The organism is Lactobacillus sp. M0393 (genome assembly GCF_016102025.1).
Lineage (GTDB): Bacteria > Bacillota > Bacilli > Lactobacillales > Lactobacillaceae > Lactobacillus > Lactobacillus melliventris.
Genome location: NZ_JACFPK010000007.1, coordinates 14,768 through 35,165 on the forward strand (window position 1 = coordinate 14,768; position 20,398 = coordinate 35,165).

At 36.6% G+C, this 20,398-nt stretch carries 17 protein-coding genes, 1 tRNA gene and 1 pseudogene; 2 read left to right on the top strand and 17 right to left on the bottom strand.

The features are described 5' to 3' along the window. Positions 1–205: 205 nt before the first annotated feature. From H3R29_RS06930 to H3R29_RS06970, 9 genes and pseudogenes are all read right to left on the bottom strand, one after another. On the bottom strand, positions 206–1,432 hold the full coding sequence (locus tag H3R29_RS06930) for an MFS transporter (RefSeq protein WP_198202886.1): 1,227 nt from the start codon (positions 1,430–1,432) through the stop codon (positions 206–208). A gap of 103 nt (positions 1,433–1,535) precedes the next feature. After that, positions 1,536–2,381, bottom strand: coding sequence for a helix-turn-helix domain-containing protein (locus H3R29_RS06935; protein ID WP_046323997.1), 846 nt, complete (start codon positions 2,379–2,381; stop codon positions 1,536–1,538). 20 nt (positions 2,382–2,401) lie between these two features. Further along, a pseudogene (locus H3R29_RS09245) lies at positions 2,402–2,677 on the bottom strand (hypothetical protein); the annotation flags it as partial. A 126-nt stretch (positions 2,678–2,803) separates the two neighbouring features. Next, positions 2,804–3,055 carry a hypothetical protein gene (locus H3R29_RS06945; RefSeq protein WP_198202888.1) on the bottom strand — a complete coding sequence of 84 codons (252 nt, stop codon included), beginning with the start codon at positions 3,053–3,055 and terminating at the stop codon, positions 2,804–2,806. Positions 3,056–3,450: 395 nt separating this feature from the next. Beyond that, positions 3,451–4,503: a Fic family protein gene (locus tag H3R29_RS06950; RefSeq protein WP_232352247.1), complete on the bottom strand. Its 1,053-nt coding sequence runs from the start codon at positions 4,501–4,503 to the stop codon at positions 3,451–3,453. Positions 4,504–5,882: 1,379 nt separating this feature from the next. Beyond that, positions 5,883–6,752 carry an ABC transporter ATP-binding protein gene (locus tag H3R29_RS06955; protein WP_198202889.1) on the bottom strand — a complete coding sequence of 290 codons (870 nt, stop codon included), beginning with the start codon at positions 6,750–6,752 and terminating at the stop codon, positions 5,883–5,885. Between the two features lie 11 nt (positions 6,753–6,763). Beyond that, positions 6,764–8,005 carry a tellurium resistance protein TerC gene (locus H3R29_RS06960; protein WP_198202890.1) on the bottom strand — a complete coding sequence of 414 codons (1,242 nt, stop codon included), beginning with the start codon at positions 8,003–8,005 and terminating at the stop codon, positions 6,764–6,766. Continuing rightward, on the bottom strand, positions 8,002–9,120 hold the full coding sequence (locus H3R29_RS06965; protein WP_122025404.1) for an ABC transporter permease: 1,119 nt from the start codon (positions 9,118–9,120) through the stop codon (positions 8,002–8,004). The genes H3R29_RS06960 and H3R29_RS06965 overlap by 4 nt, the downstream gene beginning before the upstream one ends. 624 nt (positions 9,121–9,744) lie before the next feature. Continuing rightward, a tRNA-Thr gene (locus H3R29_RS06970) sits at positions 9,745–9,817 on the bottom strand. A gap of 152 nt (positions 9,818–9,969) precedes the next feature. Here H3R29_RS06970 and H3R29_RS06975 point away from each other — a divergent pair. Then, complete coding sequence (locus H3R29_RS06975) at positions 9,970–10,671, top strand: MgtC/SapB family protein (protein ID WP_046323985.1); 702 nt, start codon at positions 9,970–9,972, stop codon at positions 10,669–10,671. Positions 10,672–10,787: 116 nt separating this feature from the next. After that, a complete protein-coding gene (locus tag H3R29_RS06980) occupies positions 10,788–11,987 on the top strand; it encodes a DUF2974 domain-containing protein (RefSeq protein ID WP_198202891.1) in 1,200 nt (399 codons plus the stop codon). 81 nt (positions 11,988–12,068) lie between these two features. Here H3R29_RS06980 and H3R29_RS06985 read toward each other — a convergent pair whose 3' ends face one another. The 8 genes from H3R29_RS06985 to gyrA form a co-directional block, all read right to left on the bottom strand. Continuing rightward, positions 12,069–12,227 (bottom strand): CsbD family protein, encoded by a 159-nt coding sequence (locus H3R29_RS06985; RefSeq protein ID WP_110445323.1) that lies wholly within the window; start codon positions 12,225–12,227, stop codon positions 12,069–12,071. Positions 12,228–12,395: 168 nt separating this feature from the next. After that, entirely contained in the window at positions 12,396–13,775 is a 1,380-nt protein-coding gene (gene dnaB, locus H3R29_RS06990) for a replicative DNA helicase (protein WP_046323983.1), read from the bottom strand. Positions 13,776–13,811: 36 nt separating this feature from the next. Next, positions 13,812–14,267 carry a 50S ribosomal protein L9 gene (rplI, locus tag H3R29_RS06995; protein WP_046323982.1) on the bottom strand — a complete coding sequence of 152 codons (456 nt, stop codon included), beginning with the start codon at positions 14,265–14,267 and terminating at the stop codon, positions 13,812–13,814. Positions 14,268–14,279: 12 nt separating this feature from the next. Then, positions 14,280–16,301, bottom strand: a complete 2,022-nt coding sequence (locus H3R29_RS07000; RefSeq protein ID WP_174794576.1) for a DHH family phosphoesterase — start codon at positions 16,299–16,301, stop codon at positions 14,280–14,282. 268 nt (positions 16,302–16,569) lie between these two features. Next, positions 16,570–16,812, bottom strand: coding sequence for a 30S ribosomal protein S18 (gene rpsR, locus H3R29_RS07005; RefSeq protein WP_034978630.1), 243 nt, complete (start codon positions 16,810–16,812; stop codon positions 16,570–16,572). 22 nt (positions 16,813–16,834) lie between these two features. Then, complete coding sequence (ssb, locus tag H3R29_RS07010; RefSeq protein WP_046323980.1) at positions 16,835–17,356, bottom strand: single-stranded DNA-binding protein; 522 nt, start codon at positions 17,354–17,356, stop codon at positions 16,835–16,837. 54 nt (positions 17,357–17,410) lie between these two features. Then, positions 17,411–17,704 carry a 30S ribosomal protein S6 gene (gene rpsF, locus H3R29_RS07015; RefSeq protein WP_046323979.1) on the bottom strand — a complete coding sequence of 98 codons (294 nt, stop codon included), beginning with the start codon at positions 17,702–17,704 and terminating at the stop codon, positions 17,411–17,413. A 206-nt stretch (positions 17,705–17,910) separates the two neighbouring features. After that, on the bottom strand, positions 17,911–20,397 hold the full coding sequence (gene gyrA, locus H3R29_RS07020) for a DNA gyrase subunit A (RefSeq protein WP_198202892.1): 2,487 nt from the start codon (positions 20,395–20,397) through the stop codon (positions 17,911–17,913). Position 20,398 lies beyond the last annotated feature (1 nt).

Consider the following 20,398-nt stretch of genomic DNA (forward strand, 5'->3'; position numbering starts at 1 on the left):
TCAAGAACTTACCTTCACCGGAACAAGCAAACTGAAAGGACTAACCCCGATTTAATATCGGAAGTTAGTCCTTAACCAGAAATTATTAAACTACTTTAATTTCAAGGGGCATATCTATTTTTAGTCTGAATGCTCAATCAAAACATCGCCAAACTATAGCAACAGAATCTGATGAATAATCATGTTAATGCCATGCGGATTCTTTTTACTTCTTGGCCTTATGCCTGACCACGCCGAGGTAGTAGACCGCTGCGAGCAGCAGCGTAACGCCGTAAATGTACTGCGTGCTGATTGCGCCCAGCCGGTCAACTACCAGTCCGCCCGCCATCGTCCCGAGCGGGATCATGACGGACAGGATACTGTCGTTGATGGTCTCGATGCGCCCCAGCACCGCAGACGAGAAACTGACCTGCACCAGGGCCTCAAAGTCCGTGTTCATCATGGTGAGCCACAAAGAGGAAACGGCCGAGTTCAGCAGGATGAGCAGGACGCTCAGGCCCGCCGTCAGCGGAACCAGGAGGCGGAAGACGCCAGCACCCACAAAGCAAATTGCGATGAACAATTCCATGCTCTTCTTGCCCAGCTTGAAGTGCTGCACCAGGAAGGCACCGACGATGCCGCCCAGAGACGAGGCCATCAGCAGGCCGCCGTAGCCGATTGCCGAGTCATGAACGTAGCTCTGCCCAAAATACGGCAGGCCCACGTCGAAAATGCCGTAGAAGAAGTTGACGACGCACAGCGGTAGGATCAGTTCCAGGATGTTCTTTTCATCCTTCAGCGTCTGCCAGCCAACGTGCAGGTCCTTCCAGTAGGAGCCGGTGAAGTACTCCTCGCTCTCCAAGACGTCCTTGGCCAGTGCGTTAATCTGCAGGCGCCCGTAGGTCAGCAGGGCCAGCGCAAAAACCACGCCGGAGATGACCACGGTCATGCTGATTGACGTTGTCGCAATCAGAAAGGTGGCAAAACCGTCCAGAACTAAGTCCAAAACGCCGTAGGTCACCTGGAACAGGCCGTTAAAGTGGAGCATGTCCTTTTCCGCGACAAACAGCGGCAGCAGTTTGGTTTCGGCCGGGTAAATAATGGTTGAAAGAACCGTGGAGGCCGTGTAAAGAATTAAGACCACAGCGTCAGCCCCGACGCCGCCTTGGCCCAGTTGCAACACCCCCACCACCGCGGCGCTGATTGCGGCCTGGATGATGGTGGAATAGTTCAGCAGCTTCTTCATTGAGATGCGATCAATCAGAGGGCCCAGGCCGAACGAGACCATGTCAACCCCGGAAGTAACGGTCAACAGGACCGCTACCATGAAAGGTGAGTGCCCGGTCTCCTTGAAATACCAGAGTACCGCCATGTAGAACAGGCTGTCGGCGATGTTGGTCGTAACTCGGCCAACTAGCAGCTTATAAACGTTTGCATATTTTTTACATAACATAATACACTTTTTTAATTATAATCCTTTTCTTATTTTTAATAATACTCATAATCGGTTGGTCATAAATCCATAATAAATTTCCATTTTTAAATAAACAAAAATTTCACAGTGGCCAATTTTTAACAACTAATGTACACCCCATATCAAGCAGATTCTCTTTAATCTGCTTAGCACGAGTTAAATTACCAGAAAACAATGCCGAATAATATTTAGCTGATATTATATAAATGATAAAATGAGTGTTTGACTCTAAGCTTTGAAGATAATTTATAGCATTCACTACATTAGCTCCAATTATCCCTATTTTTCCATTCAATCTTATTGTTTGAGAATATTTCCAATGTAAATAGTTAACACAAACGATGGCAAATCTTTCTTTCATAATTTCTGAAATGTTTTTAGATCGTGATATTTTATTAAAGAAAAAGACCATCTTTTTTTCAACAAATTCAATTGGTAAAATTTCAAATGATGTAGCAAACAAAAGTAAAGCTTGAATATTAAAAATCCAGTTACTCTCTTTATTTAAATCATCTATAATGGATTTTTTAAACTTATTATCTAAATCATCTGTAGTTTTTGTCAAAAAAGCAACAGCTATCTGTACTCTTTTTTTAAAATGAATACTAACATTAGCCTTTTTAATCTGCTCGAATGTTGTAACTGCTGCTACAATATCATGATTATTAAATGCAAGTCCAAATTGAGAGGATAATTTTTGTTCTAACCTATTGGAGGGAGGCATGTAAGTATCAGATACTTTATCAAAGAAATAAGATAAGTCTATATTGTGTTTTAGTAGTAATTTTATTAATAAATCACTGCTTATTCTTCTAGTACCATGGATCACACGTGAATACGTACCAGTTGTAATAATGCCAGCAGCCATTTCTTTTCCGGTTAGTCCAAGCTCTTTCTGCATTTCTTTCAAGGCTTCACCAATTGTCATAACTAATCTACCTTTTATGGTTATTCTTCATCAAGCTCTATTTTATGTTGATAGCTATATGACCAGTTCCTTTCTCTAGGAAAGAAAGGAAATCTACCACTAGGATCAGCAATAGTTGTCTTTTCTAAGAGATGTCCTACATAGAATCCAGTAATCTGTGCAGAATAAATAGCTTCTGGGACTCCAGATATTGGCATTGTTACACTTCCTATAGCAAACAAACCTGGTATTTTTGTTCTACCAAATGAATCTGTAACTATAAATCCATTTGATTGCAAAATCTTCAAATTTTTTAAAAAATTCGTAGAACCATTATTTAATTTATACGAGTTATAATCAAATAATAAACTGTCATACCTTTTTTATACTAATATCAATACCGTCAAATCCGGTAGCCGAAACAGTTTTATTATTAAACCGAGCTATTTTTTTATATTCTTGTACAGAGGAAACACTAAAACGGCCACAAATCTTGATAAAAGCGAAATTACTTTTGAGTTATAACAAGTTTTTATAGAATAAAGTAATTTTGTCTCATTAGTTTTTACTTCCGATAATTGTTTTAACGCTTCATCTATATTAAATCTAATAGCATCTTTTAAATAAATAACTGACGGTGTATCAATTTTTTCACTATTTTTTATACCTTTTATTATTATATCGTTAATTTTCATAGCTTTGCCTTATCTATTCAGCGTTATTATTTAATTTTAATTTTAGCATAAACTCATATTATGTTTGCCTATTTTTCCTATAGGAAACTAAAACTTCTGTCCTGACATCGGTCCATGCGCAGATACCCTGGGGGTGTCCGGGCATCTGCGCTTAATTCCTTCCATGTTCAGATAATACGCGCTAACAAAATAATAAAATGGTAAATTGTAAAATGAAGTTGAGCACTTGCCCTGATTAGAAAACAAAAAAGTCCATTGGACTTCTTTGATAGAATGTAATTAACCACAAAATTCTAGAAAGAAGTTACCAATGAACTCTCTTAATTCGCCCGTTGCTATAGTTATCGGTGCAAAATAATTAAATTTTGCACCGATAATTTATTTACTGCCCTGCTTTAGTCATTAGCAATATAGCGACTTGCTTTTCCTTTGCCTACTAAACCTATTTTTCCTTCTTTGCGCAACCTAGCTAAAGCATGTTTAATAGTACTTTCACCATATTGCGGTACCAAATTCATTAGTTCTTGTCTAGATAGCGGTTTTAAACTATTAGTAATTTTACTCAATAGCAATGATTCCGGATTCTTTTCCGTATCACTAGTGATGTCAATTCGTGAATCTAATTCACGGTAAGCTTGCAATACGATACTCAAAAAGTAGTCAACATATGGTTCATAATCGTTTTCATTATTAATCCATGCTTTACCTGAACTTTCTAACAAAGTCCGGTAATATTGCGCCTTAGTTTTTTCAATTAAACGTTCCAAACTAATATACTTACCAACTCCGAAACCTAATTGTTGTAATTCAAGTAACATTAACAAGCGTGACATTCTGCCATTACCATCTCTAAATGGGTGAATTGATACAAAATCCAACATAAATGCTGCCGCTAGTATTAATGGTGGGAGGGAATTATCACAAATTGCATTATTATAGGTTTCACATAAACTTTGGACTAATTCAGGTGTGATATATGCTGGTGGTGGAGTAAAGCGAGTTTCTTTATGACCATCTGCAAAGGTAGTAATAATTTCATTATCAATGTCCTTAAATTGACCACCCCAGTTGCTTTCAGTAAAATCGAACAATTGTTTATGCAATATTAATATATTATTAGGAGAGATCTTGACATATTTATAATTGTCATGGATTATAGCTAAAACATCACGATAGCCAGAAATTTCTTCTTCACTGCGATTTTTCGGAGTCGTTTTTTGATCCATTAATTTCTTAAGTCGTGCATCACTTGTTGTAATTCCTTCAATTCGATTGGATGAGTCTGTACTCTCAATCTTTGCGACTACCAACAGCTTATCCATTATGTCTTTCGCACTTAAGGAGATATGATCCGTTTTACCTTTTAGCTCACAGATCAGATTGAGTTTTTCAATCATCTTCGTAGTTAATTTCAAACCATTTAAAGTTTGGTAATCAAAAACTTTCAAAGTATTACGTCTCCTTTATAAACTAGTTTCTTCTTACATATTATACCAAGTATCAGTGCATTTAAAAGATTACCGGTGCAAAATTCAATTATTTTACACCGTAAATTTGTTTATTACACCGAAAAATATTTATTACTACATAAAAAATCAGCCTTAACTTATCTGCGTAAAATGCTAATAAGTCAAGGCTAATCAGATCAAATGATTCTTCTGAATAAGACTATTATTCAAGCTCACATTGCCATATAGTCATCTGGTTTTTATCTTTTTAAAGAAATGAAAGGCAGACATAAAAAATAAGATAAATACCAAATACGAAATTAATATTCCCCATGTTAATGAAAAATTAATGTTTAAGGAATGCTCATTCATATTCGTAATTATTTTCAGTCCTAATGCGGTAGTCTTGATACCTGAACTGTTAATACTAAACAGCTCTATAATATAATCAATCATAAATGCAACCAGATATATACTACTTCCAGCATCAAAGGCTTTATAATAATTCATGATTTTTCACATCCCTTTTTTAAAACAAAGATTAAAATAATTAACAAAAAGACTGTTTATGTACAGTAATCTGATTTTTGCTATAAGCAATGTCAGAAGAACTATCACACTTGCTATAAGCTAAAAAATATACTTTCATCATACTACCTTACTCTTTCATAAAAACCCCCTAAGATTAATACATTAAAAGTCCAGTAGCAGCATTAAGTCATAAAACAAGTTACTAGTTATAAAATGTTTCTAATAAAATTGTACAGACTATTATTTTATAAATTTTTAGTTGCTTAATAATAGCATCAAACAAATCTTAAATCAACAAAATAAAATTAATAGTATATTTTGACTAACATACTTATTTAATATTGACTTGTAAAAACGTTAGTAAATAACTATCTACCAAAATAGTATTATAAATCTTCCTAGAAATTACATGATCGAGCAAAGCTGTTGCTTCATCTGCTAGCACAACCGGGCGCCTAAAGAATATGGCTCTAGCAATCTCCATTCTGAACTCGTGGAACACGATTAAAAACGTATTCTGTAGCATGTGCATAATTATGGCTTTATAATTTATCCTATCAATGACTTATCCCTGTGATAAGCTGCTAGTAGGCTTTTTACTGCATAAAAAAGAGAACATCTTACTCTTGCTCCTTATAATAAATACTAACTCTACTCAATATTTTTATAAGGTTTGAAGATGTCCTCTTTTAGTAAATATATTAATTTGTTCTCGCTATTAAAGACCAAAACACTGTTTTGAAGATGTACATCTCACAGTCTTGTTACGGCTAAAACAATAATTGAATTACTCAAGGTGTAATCTTTATTGATAATTAAATGTCAATATATTTTTTAGACCTTTTATTTTAATCATAAATTTTGTCGAATAATTCTTCAATACTTATTCTTCCTATTGAGCATTGAATATGGTGTTGTAATAGCTCTAAAAATAATGCTTTTAGGTCATCTTGATTATTTTCAGAAATAGGTATCAAGATTAAGTTATCGGGTAATTCTTCATACTTTAAATTACTTAGAAATCCCAAAAGCTCTTCAGTTTTTTCAACTTTCAAGTATTGTTTATCTGGCTTTTTATTATCAAAATCTTTATTTATAGCACCATCTTTTAGAAACAGGACTCGATCCGCATAAGTTTGTAAATTCGATAATAAATGTGAAGCCATAATAATTAGCTTTTGTTTCTCTTTTAAATTAACAAGCACTTTTGAAATTAATGCTACGTTTTGGGGATCTAGTCCATTCATTACCTCATCTAATAACATAACAGGAGTATCAGCAGCCACAACCATTGCAAAACATAAACGTTGCTTCATTCCTAATGAATAGGTCTCAACTTTATGATCAACATAACTACTCATATTCAGTTCGTCGATAATTCCATTAACGGATTTTTCAGGCTTATTCCATAAGTCCGCATAAAGTTTTAAATGATCTCGTCCAGTCATAAATGGAAATAATTCACTTTGATCGGGAAAAGCACATATCTGTTTATGTAATTTAACAATATCATGCTCATTTTTATAGCGCATCCCATTATATTCAACAAAACCTTTTTGAGGTGTAAGGTTATGCAAAATAATATTAATTAAAGTAGATTTACCTGTACCATTGGGTGCAACTAATCCAATGATTTGTCCCTTTTCAAAGGCAAGAGATAAATCAGTAAAAATCTTTTTTTCACCAAAATTTAGAGTTAAATGATTAATTTTTAACATTGCATTTCACCTCATTTAATTAAAGGTATTTTCTTTATCCTATAAATTAACAACATAACTAGTTCAATAGCTAAAACTGTTAGTACTAAAGGCACAATTCCGGCATTGAAGCCCCATCCTGGAGTATCCATTAAATAAGATAAGTTACCAGATAGGCTATCACCAATTGTAAAATACGTGGTTGGCAAATATTGTAAAAATGGATAAACAAAACCCATTCCCGATGAGAAATACAGTACCTTCCCAGCTACCGCAAATAAACTGGAAAGAATTTCTGCAACGTATTCATTTCTGCTTAATAAAGATATCAAGAGTGTTAAACGGATAAATATAAACACAATCAGTATTGCAAAAATACTCAGCTGCAAATAATACTTTCCTAACGTTAAATAAGTAAATGGCACTTTAAAATATAGTCTTCCCATATAAAAAGTAGTCCTTAAATTAAATGATCCCAGTCCATATTTGGGAGCAATACATACTACTGCTATAATAAATGCCATCAAGAAATCAAGCAGGACGCCAATCTCAACTACTGCGGTTTTTAGCCACAAGATAGTACTTTTGCTTAGGGGAATATTTTTTACTACCGTACGATATTTATAATCATTAGTAAGAATATCAGCTGCAAAAAAGATAACAATTATTATTAAAATTAAAGTTGTCCAACCAGATAAAGAGTTTTGAATTCGCTGCAGTGCTGTTCTTTCTTCCAACACGTTCTTATTTAATTTTGCTTTACTAGCTAAAAGTGCATTATAAAGGTGATAAGTTTGTTGATAGCCATAATGTCCATTTTCTTTATAAATTCCATTATGTCCATACTCAACTGGATACATATAATTTTGATTTTCTTCAACGAAGATCAAATTATCAACATACTTGTACCACTTACTAGAATATAAAGCATACTCTTTCCAGTCATTTGCTTTTAATGCTGCTAATCTTTTTTTATCATATTTAAGTATTGTAGGATATGTTGCAATCGCATCTTTTGCTCCTGCGCTTGGATCTATCGTAAGCCACGGCTTTCTTGCTTGTTCATATTGTTTTTTAGCACTTTTAAGAAAGGCAGTATCATTCTTATATTCTTTTTGAATAGAGTATGGATCAACACGATTAATGACATGATGATTAGGTACACTTACCAGGCCAAAATATAGAGATAACAAAGCAGTGGCAATATATAATCCGATATTTTTAGGATTAACAAAAAAGGCTTTTAATTGAGAAATAAAATAATGCCATCTCATCTTACTCTCCTCCCTTTATTGACCAAATAACTAAAACAACTCATAAATATTAGTGACCAAATCATTAATATTAGTGCACCAGTACAACAATTTAAGAAATTCAATTCGGTTGTATTAGCTACCGTTCCATTAAAAACATTAGTAATATTTAGATATGATGATGGTAGCCAAAAAAGATATTTGCTAATGGTGCCAGGAAGATAAGAAATAGCATAAACTAACATCCCTATTAAAGTTGTTAAATAAACATTCTTAGTTAGTTGATTAAGAAATAAAGTCAATGATGTAGTAAATAATACAAGCAGAACAACATATACCAAAAATAATAAACAATAAGCCCATAATGGTATTGCGAAAATTTTATTAAAGTAAAATACATTAGGATAATTTAACGTAACAAAACCATTACGCACACCCGCAAAAATATATGCAGCTATAATTCCTATTAACACAGGGATGATAGTTAAGACAATATTGATTGTAGTTTTCCCAGAAATTTCATCTTTATTTCTATAAGGAATATTTTTCAAAAGACTGCTATGTCGTAATTTCAATATCCAAACATCATTTGAAATAAAAAGAATATAAAGGAAAATAAGGCTTCCTAACATGGACAAAATATAAACTAAATATGTTGAAGATGCTTTAGAGTTCATCACAACTGGAATGTGATGTTGATAAAGGTATTTATATGTAGCCAATTTTTGGTAAAGCTCATATTTGGGCGGCACATTAAGAGTTTTAGCACCTTTATAATTATTCTTATAACCGTCAAGCATTGTCTCAATTAGATTTTCCGATCCTCTTAAATAAGTCTGTGGATCGGAAAACACTTCACCATTTTGCAAAACAGCAATATAAGCTGATTGTTTGCATAAATTTGCATAAGTTTGTTTATAATTTTTTTGACGAAGAGAACTACCATCAAAATAATCTTCATTTACTTGTACAGATTCATAGTAGTCCCGCCATTGACGATAGCCATCGCCAATTTTTTGAGTTTCAACTACAAAGAGGAAGAAAGTCATAGAAATTATTAATAAACAGACTAAAAGAAAGTTCTTTTTCGATTTTATTGCAATTTTAAAATTAGCTTTAAAATAGTATCGATTCATAATAACCACCTTTTAGTATAAAAACAATTAACCTGTTTGCCATTTTATTTTATGAGTCATTATATTTAGAATTGAGTTAATATAATTTACTTTCCGATTTGTAAAAAATCCCTTAGCTATTATTCCCAAGAGCTTTGATTAAATTTGTAGATTTATCTAAGGTTGCAGTATGTTACAATGGACTAAAACATGACCGAGTACATATGCTAATAATTTTTGACATAGCCTTTTTAATCTATGAAATAGCTTAACTTTCTTCAACCTTTAAATCTAACAAAGCAGATCCTATCTTTACCTATGATCTTCTAGTTTTAACTCATAAACAAATATTTTAAAATCTTAAGAATTATTAGTTCTTTAAAATTTACTATTTAATTATACTATCATAATTTAATATTTCAATAACATTTTTATAATTTTGATTAAACTTAGTGCACAAAAAAGCGGGCAAAAAGCCTGCTATGTCAACCTAAAAGCCTACCTAAAAGTTTTTGCGCGGAACACAGCTAAAAACTTGTTCCGTATTGTGTGCATAATTATCTTTAATAAACAAAAAATAACCTTAACTTACCAACAGAAAACATTGATATATCAAGGTCATTTTACTAATTTTATCCTTCTGAATGCTGACTAGAGGATTCGAACCTCCGACCTCATCATTACTAATGACGTGCTCTGCCAACTGAGCTAAGTCAGCATTGTCATATCTCGACAACGATATTAATTAAAACATATTCTACTAGTTTACGCAAGCATTTTTTGACTTTTTCTCAGTTTTTGTTATAACTAAGCTTTGGTAAACTTTTTAAGAGTATAATATAAAGATAGATTCAGAATGGAGTGGATGTAATGGCAAATTTAGCCTCGATTAGCGCCGAATTCCCCTGGGTACTACGAATTTTAGTTGCCTCCTTGTGTGGCGCACTGATCGGTTATGAACGCGCAATTCAAAGAAAAAGTGCTGGAGTGCGGACACATATTGTAGTTGCCTTCTCGTCTGCGCTATTTATGATAGTTTCAAAATATGGCTTTGGCGATTTACTAAAAATGTCTGATGTTGCTCTGGACCCTTCCAGAATTGCTGCGCAGATAGTTTCAGGTATTTCATTTATCGGTGCCGGCACAATTTTAATCAAAAAGCAACAGATCTCCGGCTTAACCACAGCTGCGGGTATCTGGGCTACGGCAGCCATCGGAATGGCAATTGGTTCTGGCCTTTATTTTATCGGAATTTTAGCTACTGCCTTCCTTTTCGTCATTCAGATGATGTTTCACGATGATACTATCATTGACAAAATCATCATGCATATCAGGTTTAATATTCAAATAGAAGCTGTAAATAAACCTAATATCTTGCATATCATCGAACAGGAACTGCAAACAAATCATGTTGAAAATGTTTCTGTCAAGATTCTTTTTGTCAGTGATGAAAGAATTATCTTTTTTGTAGACGGCATCATCAATAATAATATTAATGAAAATGATATTATCATGGCTCTGCGCAAATATCCTGACATCAAGCGGATCAGTATTGCTAGTATAGATAAATAAAGTTATATTTTTTAAGCAATAGTTAATTCTATTGTTTTTTTTGCATTATTTTTATCTAAATTGCACAAACTTACTACAATATTAATATCAACTTTTATTACGAAAGGAGAATTTATATGGCCGGACCCTTGGATTATTTACGCTGGCGCGGCGACTTAAGCTTTAAAGAAAAGCCATTTAATAGTGTTGATGCTTCACTGCTGTCATCTATTGCCTATTTGCCGGCCGATAGTTCTGCTACCAACCATACTCTAGGAGAAGTAGCGGAAAAATTGCGGAACTTGTCTTCTTTTCAACATCAAATGTATGCCGAGACTGCAACTGAAGTTATGTTGTTACCGGAAAGTCCTAGAATCGGCAACATCAAGATTCTAGATTGGACAGACAGACTGGAAAAAGAACCTCACCCGTTACAATTTACTGCTGCCACCTTTCTTATTGACACAAAAACCATTGCTGTCGTCTTTCGCGGAACTGACGGCACTATGATTGGCTTAAATGAAGATATGGGTATGAATTACCTGCCTGAGATTTATGGTCAGGAAGTGGCAGCTAAATATTTAACAGAAATAGCACATAAATTTAGTGATCAACAAATTTACCTTTTAGGCCATTCAAAAGGAGGGAACTTTGCTCAGTTTGCTTTATGTGCAGTTGAGCCTGAAATTCAAAAGCGGATAATCAAGGCGATTAGTTTTGACGGACCGGGCTTTTTCCATAAGGTATACACGAGTCCTGGTTTCACTTCTTCTATGTCTAAAATGAAAACCTACATTCCCCAGAATTCAATCTTTGGTGCAATGCTTGACCATCCGGAACAAACTCTGGTTGTCAAAAGTACCGTACCAATGCGCAACCAGCATGACCCTCGCCGCTGGTCAGTAGGTCGCGACAGTTTTACTCTAGCCGATGGTCTTTCTTCCAGTAGCCGCGTGATCAGACATGCTCTAATTAATTTCAATAATTCGATTCCCGATCAAGAAAGAAACGATGCCTTTTCTGATCTTTTCGAGGCTTTTGAGAATTATGACATTGATGAATTAAACCAACTAACTAGTAATAAAATAGTAGGAACCTACCGCTTTGGTCGCGCCTTTTTATCCCTTGAACCTCAGGAACGAAAGCTGTTAACTCAAGTGTTAAGCAATATCTGGAATTCCTACAAAAAGAATATGACTTTACCCTTAATGGCCAGCAACTACGACCTTTATCCTAAAAGTAATGATTCTAATAAGGATCCAGTGTTCTATGAATTTTATGATCCTGATCGGCCGAATCTAAAATTACCAGAGAGTATTCGCCGTAAATTGCGATAAATTGTTTCATGTGTAACCCAAAAAAGAGATTGAGCAAACCGTTGGTCTTCTCAATCTCCTTTTTATTTATTAATTAAAAAATTAATTCTTCATTTTATCCTTAACGTCATCGACTTTGTCTTTGACATTTTCAGTAGCTTCTTGTGCCTTATCTTTAACGTCGCCAGCAGCTTGTTGAACTTTGCCTTTGACTTCTTTAGCTTTGCCAGCTACTTTATCTTTAAAACCTTTATCAGCCATCTTAATCGATCCTTTCCCAAAAAATTAGCGAAAAATTTCTATTCACACCTTAATAGTACAATTTTGTATAATTATTGTCATTAAAAACGCCCTATTTTTTGTTAAAAGATGTAGAAAAGCAAAAAGCCATAGCTTTTTACTATAAATCACCATGGCTTTTATTCTTTCTTATTCGTTAGGCTGATCATGACTATAATCGAGATTAGAAAAGCGATTATAAGGTTTAGAAAACATTAATTTTACTGTTCCCCTGCTACCTGAACGGTTCTTTTCAATAATAACCTCAACTTCGCCATTATCATCTTCAGCCGATACTTCCTTATTTTCCTCGCCTTCTTCTTCATCGCGATAATAATCATCACGGTAAAGAAAAGAGACAATGTCGGCATCTTGCTCAATTGAGCCGGATTCACGAATATCAGATAAGACAGGTCTCTTGTCCTGCCTTTGCTCAACTGACCGCGACAATTGCGACAAAGCAATAACAGGTACATGAAGCTCCTTGGCTAATTTCTTCAATTGCCGTGAAATAGCTGAAACCTCCTGCTGGCGTGATTCACTGTGCGGACCTTCAATTAACTGCAGGTAATCAATTACAATTAGGCCTAAATTGCCTTTCTCTTTAGCCAAACGGCGAGACTGTGCCCTAATCTGACTCATCTTAATTCCCGGTGTGTCATCGATATAAATATTGGCTGTTGCCAAGGATCCGGATGCAGTGACTAATTTAGGCCACTCGTCTTCATCCAGTTGACCAGTACGCAAGTGTTGCGAATTGATTAAGCCTTCAGAAGCCAGCATTCTCTGCACTAACTGCTCCCCACTCATTTCCAAGGAAAACATTGCGACAGTTTTATCAGTATGCAAGCCGACATACTGGGCAACATTAAGTGCAAAGGAAGTCTTTCCTACTCCGGGACGTGCTGCCACAATTATTAGTTCATCATCATGAAAACCGGTGGTCATCTTATCGAGTTCCACAAATCCGGTTGGTAGACCCGTAACCATATTACCATCTTCAGGAATATTGTTAATCTCATCAATAGTGGAGTTAACGATATCCTTGATATTACGAAAACCATTGGCATTATTTTCCGACGAAACATTCATGATCTCACTTTCGGCATTATCTAAAATGTCGGTGACATCATCGGAATCCTGCATTGCATTCGTAATAATTTTTTGACTGGCAGAAATCAGCCGCCGCAATAAAGCTTTACGGTGAACAATTTTAGCATAATAAGTAACGTGAGCAGCCGTCGGCGTGGCCATAGCCAGTTCAGAAACATAAGCTATACCACCAATATCATCAAGCTGATTTTTCTTAGTCAGTTCATCCTGCAGCGTTAACGGATCAATTGCATCCTCACGGTCAGATAAATCAAGCATAGCCTGGAAAACCAACTGATTTGCTCTTTTATAAAAATCTTCTGGCTGAACCTCTGCGCTGGCATCAGCTATGGCAGCAGGATCAATAAAAATTGCACCTAGAACGGCTTTTTCCGCTTCATCATCATGCGGTATCTGCTGTGAGACAATATTATCCATTACTTACGCCCACTTTTTTCAGAATTCAACTACAGTTTAATCCTGTTCGGTAACATGAACGCGAATTTTACCTTCTACGCCCTTAAATAACTTAACCGGCACATTTGTGTATCCTAAGGATTTAATTGGTTCAGGCAGGTTTAATTTGCGCTTATCTATCTTAATACCAAACTGTTTTTCTAAGCCTTCAACGATCTTTTTACCAGAAATTGAACCAAACAGTCTAGAATCTGAACCGGCTTTAGACTTGAAGTTAACTACTGTTTCATCCTTTTCCAGTTCAGACTTAATCTTTTCCGCTTCAGCCTTTTCAGTTTCATATGCCGCCTTTTCGTTAGCAGCCACTCTTGCCAAAGTATGCATATTTGCTTTAGTTGCAGCTTTGGCTAGACCTCTTTTAAATAAAAAGTTTTGGGCATAACCATCAGGAACGTTTTTAACATCACCGCGTTTGCCACGGCCTTTAACATCTTTAGTAAAAATAACTTTCATTGTGCTCTCCTTTTATTCATTTTCTTGTTCATAAGTATCCACTGCATCCATCAATTTAGCAAGTGCCTCCTTAACAGATATCCCTTTAATTTGGGTAGCCGCATTAGACAAATGTCCGCCGCCGCCAAGTTTTTCCATAATAAGCTGAACGTTGATATCACCCATTGAACGAGCAGATATACCAATTGTATCCTTATTCCGTCTGGTAATTGCAAAACTGGCTTCGACATTTTCTAAATCAAGCGCCGTATCTGCAGCTTGGGCAGTAATAATAGGGTCAATTTCCTTATCATCGGGTCCACATAAGACCGCCATTTTGGGTCTGATCATCTTCAAGCTGCTGACCAGCCGGGTGCGCTGCAAGAAACTAGCAATATCTTCTTTTAGCAACTCGCTGACACCCATTGTACTTGCACCAATTGACCGCAAGTAACTGGCGGCATCAAATGTCCGAGTGCCGGTACGCAGCGAAAATTCTTTGGAATCAACTGTAATTCCCGCTAGCATCGCTGTAGCGTCAAGGTCGGTTAAAACCCGCTTACCTGAACTTGGCTGTTGGTACTCTACCATTTCAGTCACCAACTCACAGGCAGATGAGGCATAAGGTTCAACGTATGTCAGCATTGGATTCTCAGGGAATTCTTCACCACGACGGTGATGATCGATGACAATAATTCTATTTCTTAATTGCTCATATAATTCTTTGGAATAAGTAATAGAATATTTTGAATGGTCAACCATAACCAACATAGACTTGTCAGTCAATGCTTCTAACGCATCCCCAGGTGCGATAAAAATATCATTATCTCCCTTTACTTTTTCCATTTTAGCAACTAAGCGGCTGACATCATAATTGGTCTTATTGACATCTAAGACAAAATTTGCCTTTACATGATGCAAACGGGCAATTTTAACAACGCCAATACCGCTACCGACCGAATCCATGTCAGGGCTGGCATGACCAACTACAAAAACGCGGTCTGCTTCTTTGAACAGCTCACTAATCGCCTGTGAAACCATCCTTGCTCTAACTCTGGTTCTCTTTTCCATCGGATTCGATTTACCACCATAGAAACGAGCTGCTTTACCGGGTTGACTAAGAACAACTTGGTCCCCGCCTCTGCCTAACGCCAAGTCAAGGTTAGACTGCGCTTGGTCAGCTAATTCAGTAATTAAGCTGCTGCCAAAAGCAATTCCAATTGACAAAGTTAACGGTGTATTGTTACGACTTGTTTCTAAACGCATTTTATCCAAAACAGAAAACTTATCTTTTTCCATTTTAGCTAAATCTTGCATATGGAGTAATAATAAAAAGTGATCTTCATCAATGCGTTTAAGGTAAGCGTTAAAGTTTTTAGCATAATCACTCAGAGTATTCTGGACATATGCACTAGTAGCAGTCAATTCCTGGTCATGCATGGTTTCACTCAACTCATCGTAATTATCAATAAAAATCTGCCCAATAGCTAATAATTCGTTTTTATATCGTTTTTCTATTTTGGCGTAACGCGTAATATCCAGTAAATAAACCACGCCCAGGTTGTCTTGGATAACCATCTCAAATTGATGACCATCCCAATTAACTACATGGTTTTCAGCAGTTTTAGCCTTTAAGGATTCATTAATTAACTTATCCAGTTCAGGATCAACGGACGCAATTGTATGTCCAATCAGGTCTTCATTTTTTAAATAAAGCTGCAGGTACGGATTGGCCCATTGAATTTGATGATCCTTATCGTAAAGTAAAATGCCCAGGGGCATCTTAATCATTGCTTCTTGCTCGCTACGCTTAATCCGATAAGATAAACTAACAGCAAAATTGTTTGCATTACCAGCTAAGATATATGCACCATAACCGACGCATGCCACAGTTAAAATAAAGATCAAGACCATAGCCAAGCCAAATAATGGGTTCATGATCATCGCAACGATGCTGCCCAAAAGCGATAGCGCTAAGATAATAATGACTGAAGCCGTCAGCCTAGAATCTTTAATAAAAGCAGGAAATTCAAGCTTACGTAAAAAATCTTTCATGTAAGGTCCTTCCTAAAATAATGTATAATACATCATTATTATTATACATTGTATTCACTAGATAAGAAACTCCACAAGGTTCAGGTTTGAACTATCATTACTTTTTTGGTTCTTTTTACTCTCTTTAACTGTCAAAATTTAACCAGTCACTTTTATTCTTGCTTAGATAATTTATGCATAATAAAAAACCTCAAAATTATCGTAATTTCAAGGTTCTTATCAATAATTCTGCTCAGTGCTTTTCAAGCATTAGCAGAGTTTTTATTTATTAGTCTTCAGTAACAAATGGCAACAAGCCCATAATGCGAGCTCTTTCAATTGCCTTAGCTACCTTACGTTGATTCTTAGCGCTGGTGCCAGTGACACGACGTGGTAAGATTTTACCTCTCTCAGAGATAAAACGTTTCAACAAATCAACGTCCTTATAGTCAACGTAATCAATGTGGTTGGCAGCAATGTAGTCAACCTTACGACGACGATGAGCGCCGCCGCTTCTTCTTTGTTGAGCCATATCCTAGGTCCTTTCTGTTAATTTAGAATGGTAAATCATCATCAGAAATATCAATGGTATCGCCTGAACCTGCAAATGGATCTTGAGTATTATCCGGACCATTATTAGCAGTGTTATTCTGATTTGAAGCCCCCATATTAGGAGTATTATTGGTATTCTGATTACCAAAATTGCCATTGTTATTTGGTGTGTAACCACCATTTTGACCACGGGCTTCACGATCTTTACGTGATTCAAGCAATGCAAAGTTGTCAACGACAACTTCTGTTACATATACTCTTTGCCCGTCTTTATTATCGTAACTTCTGGTTTGAATTCGGCCATCTATACCAACAAGTGAGCCTTTAGACGTAAAATTACAGAAATTTTCTGCAGATTTGCGCCAAATAACACAACTGATAAAATCTGCACCTCTCTCGCCTTGAGCGTTTGTATATTGACGATCTACAGCAAGAGTAAACGTAGCAACCGAGATTCCACTCCCAGTAGTACGTAATTCAGGATCACGTGTTAAACGGCCAACAAGTACAACTCGATTAATCATACTTTAGGTCCTCCCTTTCCTAAATCACGAAAACGATAATGTTTTTGTTCTTAATTATCCAACTTTGACGGTCATTGAACGTAGAACGGCAGTATCAATCTTGGACAAACGGTCAAATTCGTTAACTGCATCAGCGTTATCAGCAGTGAAAGTCATAACGTGATATAAACCCTCACGATATTTATTAATTTCATATGCGAAATGACGCTTTTCCCAGTCTTTTGACTCAACCATCGTACCACCGTTATCGGTAATAACCTTATCATAGCTTTCAACCAATGCTTTCTTTGATTCTTCATCAATATCAGGCTTGATAATATAAGTTATTTCATACTTAGTAGTTGTCATACTAGTGCACCTCCTTCTGGACTAAATGGTTCTTGCTAAAAATCAAGAACAAGGAGTAATGAAGTTTATTACTCGCAATCTCTAATTCTAGCACATAAACAAAAAATTACCAAACTATCTTTACGTGATCCAATAAGAAATTTTCATTCCTTACTTAATATATACGTAAAATAATCTGATAATTTTTAAATATTTTTGTTTCTTAATTAGTCTTGCTCTTCTGCATTTTCTGTAGAAGCAGCTACTTCCTGGTCCTCTTCAGCCGGAACAATTGCCAGACTGGCAACTTTATTGTTGTCATTAATCTTGATCAAGCGCACACCGAGAGTGCTGCGCCCAGTTTGAGAAACATCCTTTGTCTTAAAGCGGATCATGATACCATCATCTGTGATAACCATGATATCCTGACTGCCATCGATCACAGTCACGCCTGAAAGTGGACCATTTTTCTTGGTAATGTTTGCGGTTTTAATCCCTTTACCGCCGCGGCCCTTTGTCGGATATTCAGCAGCTGCTGTTCTCTTACCGTAGCCCTTTTCGGAAATCACTAAGACTTCATCATTATTTTTAACGACACCAGAACCAACAACATAGTCATTTTCACGTAAATTAATTCCCCGAACACCGGCAGCTGTCCGTCCCATTGACCGAACAGTTTGCTCATTAAAGCGCACGGCATAACCTAAGTGGGTACCGATCAGGATATCTTGCTTGCCGTCTGTAGCCAAGACATTATTCAGCTCATCACCATCGCGCAGGGTTAATGCGATTAAGCCACTGTTGCGGATATTGCCAAATTCACTGACATGAGTACGTTTAACGGTCCCCATTTTCGTAATGAAGAATAAGTACTGGTCATCCGCATCTTCAGGAATATTAACGATAGTCTGAATCTTCTCGCCTTTTTCCAGTTGCAGTAAGTTGACTATTGGGAGACCCTTAGCAGTACGACCAAATTCTGGAATTTCATAGGCTTTCTTTGAATAAACCTTGCCCTTGTTGGTAAAGAACAGCAACATATCATGAGTACTTGAATAAATCAGGTTGGCAATAAAGTCGCCTTCTTTAACGCCCATGCCTTTGATACCTTTACCACCACGATTTTGAGTCTTAAATTCGGTAATAGGCATCCTCTTAATGTAGCCGCTGTGAGTTAATGTCAGTAAAACGTCTTGCTTTTCAATTAAATCTTCATCTTCAATTGAGACAACTTCGCTAGCGCCAATCTTAGTTCGGCGAGCATCGCCAAAACGTTTTTGAATATCCAGCAGCTCATTATAGATTATTTCATTAATGCGCTCTGGTTTTGCCAAAATGTCTTTATAATCAGCAATCTTGGCTTGTAACTCTTTATATTCGGCTTCAACTTTGTCACGCTCAAGACCGGTTAACCGTACCAGCCGCATGTCTAAGATCGCTTGTGATTGCTTATCATCAAGACCAAAACGACTGATTAAAGCAGCCTTAGCAATATCACTTGACTGACTCTGACGAATGATATGGACAATCTCATCAATGTGGTCAAGGGCGATTTGCAGACCTTCGAGAATGTGTGCTCTAGCTTCGGCTTTGGCTAATTCAAATTTAGTTCTCCGGGTAACAACATCTTCTTGGTGTTCCAAGTAATATTGCAGCATCTGCTTGAGACTGAGAAAATGCGGTGCGCCATCAACAATTGCCACCATATTCATACCAAAGTTGGCCTGCATCTGCGTCAATTTAAATAAATTATTTAACACAACACTGGCACTAGCATCACGGCGAATATCAATTGTGACTCTCATCCCTGTTTGATCGGATTCATCACGCACACCGGTAATACCATCAATAGTCTTAGCTCGCGCTAGGTCTGCAATTTTCTTAACCAACTCAGCTTTATTAACCAAGTATGGCAGCTCAGTAACGACTATTCTTTCACGACCGCTTTTTTCGGTTTCAATATTAGTATTAGCGCGAACAACAATATTGCCGCGCCCAGTTTCATAGGCCCGATAAATGCCACTGCGACCCATGATAGTACCACCTGTAGGAAAATCTGGACCCGGAATTGCCTTCATCAATTCTTTAGTAGTGACATCAGGGTTGTTCATCAACATGTGCAGACCCTTAATCACCTCTGACAAGTTATGAGGCGGTATGTTGGTCGTCATACCAACGGCAATACCACTGGTACCATTAACTAATAAGTTAGGTATTCTGGCAGGCAATACTACTGGCTCATTTTCAGAATCATCGTAATTACGCTGCCAATCAACAGTATTTTTATTGATATCGCGCAACATTTCAACGGCAATTTTGCTCATGCGCGCCTCAGTATAACGCATTGCGGCCGGCTCATCGCCATCAACAGATCCGAAATTACCGTGACCGTCAACTAACATATAGCGATAACTGAAATCCTGTGCCATATGGGCCATCGCTAAATAAATTGAGGAATCACCGTGAGGGTGGAACTTACCCATAACTTCCCCCACGATTCTGGCTGATTTCTTATATGGTTTATCTGGTGTAACACCTAGTTCACTCATGCCATAAAGAATCCGGCGCTGAACCGGCTTCAAGCCATCGCGCACATCGGGTAAAGCCCGCGCGACGATAACGGACATGGCATAATCCAAGAATGAACTATTCATTACGCTGGTCAAATCAACGTTTCTTATTCTGTGATCCTGACCTTGATTGTCGTTATCCATT

Excerpts from the sequence above, each read along its gene's own strand:
- H3R29_RS06930 (WP_198202886.1), bottom strand. The coding sequence starts at position 1,432 with ATGTTATGTAAAAAATATGCAAACGTTTATAAGCTGCTAGTTGGCCGA.
- H3R29_RS06935 (WP_046323997.1), bottom strand. The coding sequence starts at position 2,381 with ATGACAATTGGTGAAGCCTTGAAAGAAATGCAGAAAGAGCTTGGACTA.
- H3R29_RS06945 (WP_198202888.1), bottom strand. The coding sequence starts at position 3,055 with ATGAAAATTAACGATATAATAATAAAAGGTATAAAAAATAGTGAAAAA.
- H3R29_RS06955 (WP_198202889.1), bottom strand. The coding sequence starts at position 6,752 with ATGTTAAAAATTAATCATTTAACTCTAAATTTTGGTGAAAAAAAGATT.
- H3R29_RS06960 (WP_198202890.1), bottom strand. The coding sequence starts at position 8,005 with ATGAGATGGCATTATTTTATTTCTCAATTAAAAGCCTTTTTTGTTAAT.
- H3R29_RS06965 (WP_122025404.1), bottom strand. The coding sequence starts at position 9,120 with ATGAATCGATACTATTTTAAAGCTAATTTTAAAATTGCAATAAAATCG.
- H3R29_RS06975 (WP_046323985.1), top strand. The coding sequence starts at position 9,970 with ATGGCAAATTTAGCCTCGATTAGCGCCGAATTCCCCTGGGTACTACGA.
- H3R29_RS06980 (WP_198202891.1), top strand. The coding sequence starts at position 10,788 with ATGGCCGGACCCTTGGATTATTTACGCTGGCGCGGCGACTTAAGCTTT.
- H3R29_RS06985 (WP_110445323.1), bottom strand. The coding sequence starts at position 12,227 with ATGGCTGATAAAGGTTTTAAAGATAAAGTAGCTGGCAAAGCTAAAGAA.
- dnaB (WP_046323983.1), bottom strand. The coding sequence starts at position 13,775 with ATGGATAATATTGTCTCACAGCAGATACCGCATGATGATGAAGCGGAA.
- rplI (WP_046323982.1), bottom strand. The coding sequence starts at position 14,267 with ATGAAAGTTATTTTTACTAAAGATGTTAAAGGCCGTGGCAAACGCGGT.
- H3R29_RS07000 (WP_174794576.1), bottom strand. The coding sequence starts at position 16,301 with ATGAAAGATTTTTTACGTAAGCTTGAATTTCCTGCTTTTATTAAAGAT.
- rpsR (WP_034978630.1), bottom strand. The coding sequence starts at position 16,812 with ATGGCTCAACAAAGAAGAAGCGGCGGCGCTCATCGTCGTCGTAAGGTT.
- ssb (WP_046323980.1), bottom strand. The coding sequence starts at position 17,356 with ATGATTAATCGAGTTGTACTTGTTGGCCGTTTAACACGTGATCCTGAA.
- rpsF (WP_046323979.1), bottom strand. The coding sequence starts at position 17,704 with ATGACAACTACTAAGTATGAAATAACTTATATTATCAAGCCTGATATT.
- gyrA (WP_198202892.1), bottom strand. The coding sequence starts at position 20,397 with ATGGATAACGACAATCAAGGTCAGGATCACAGAATAAGAAACGTTGAT.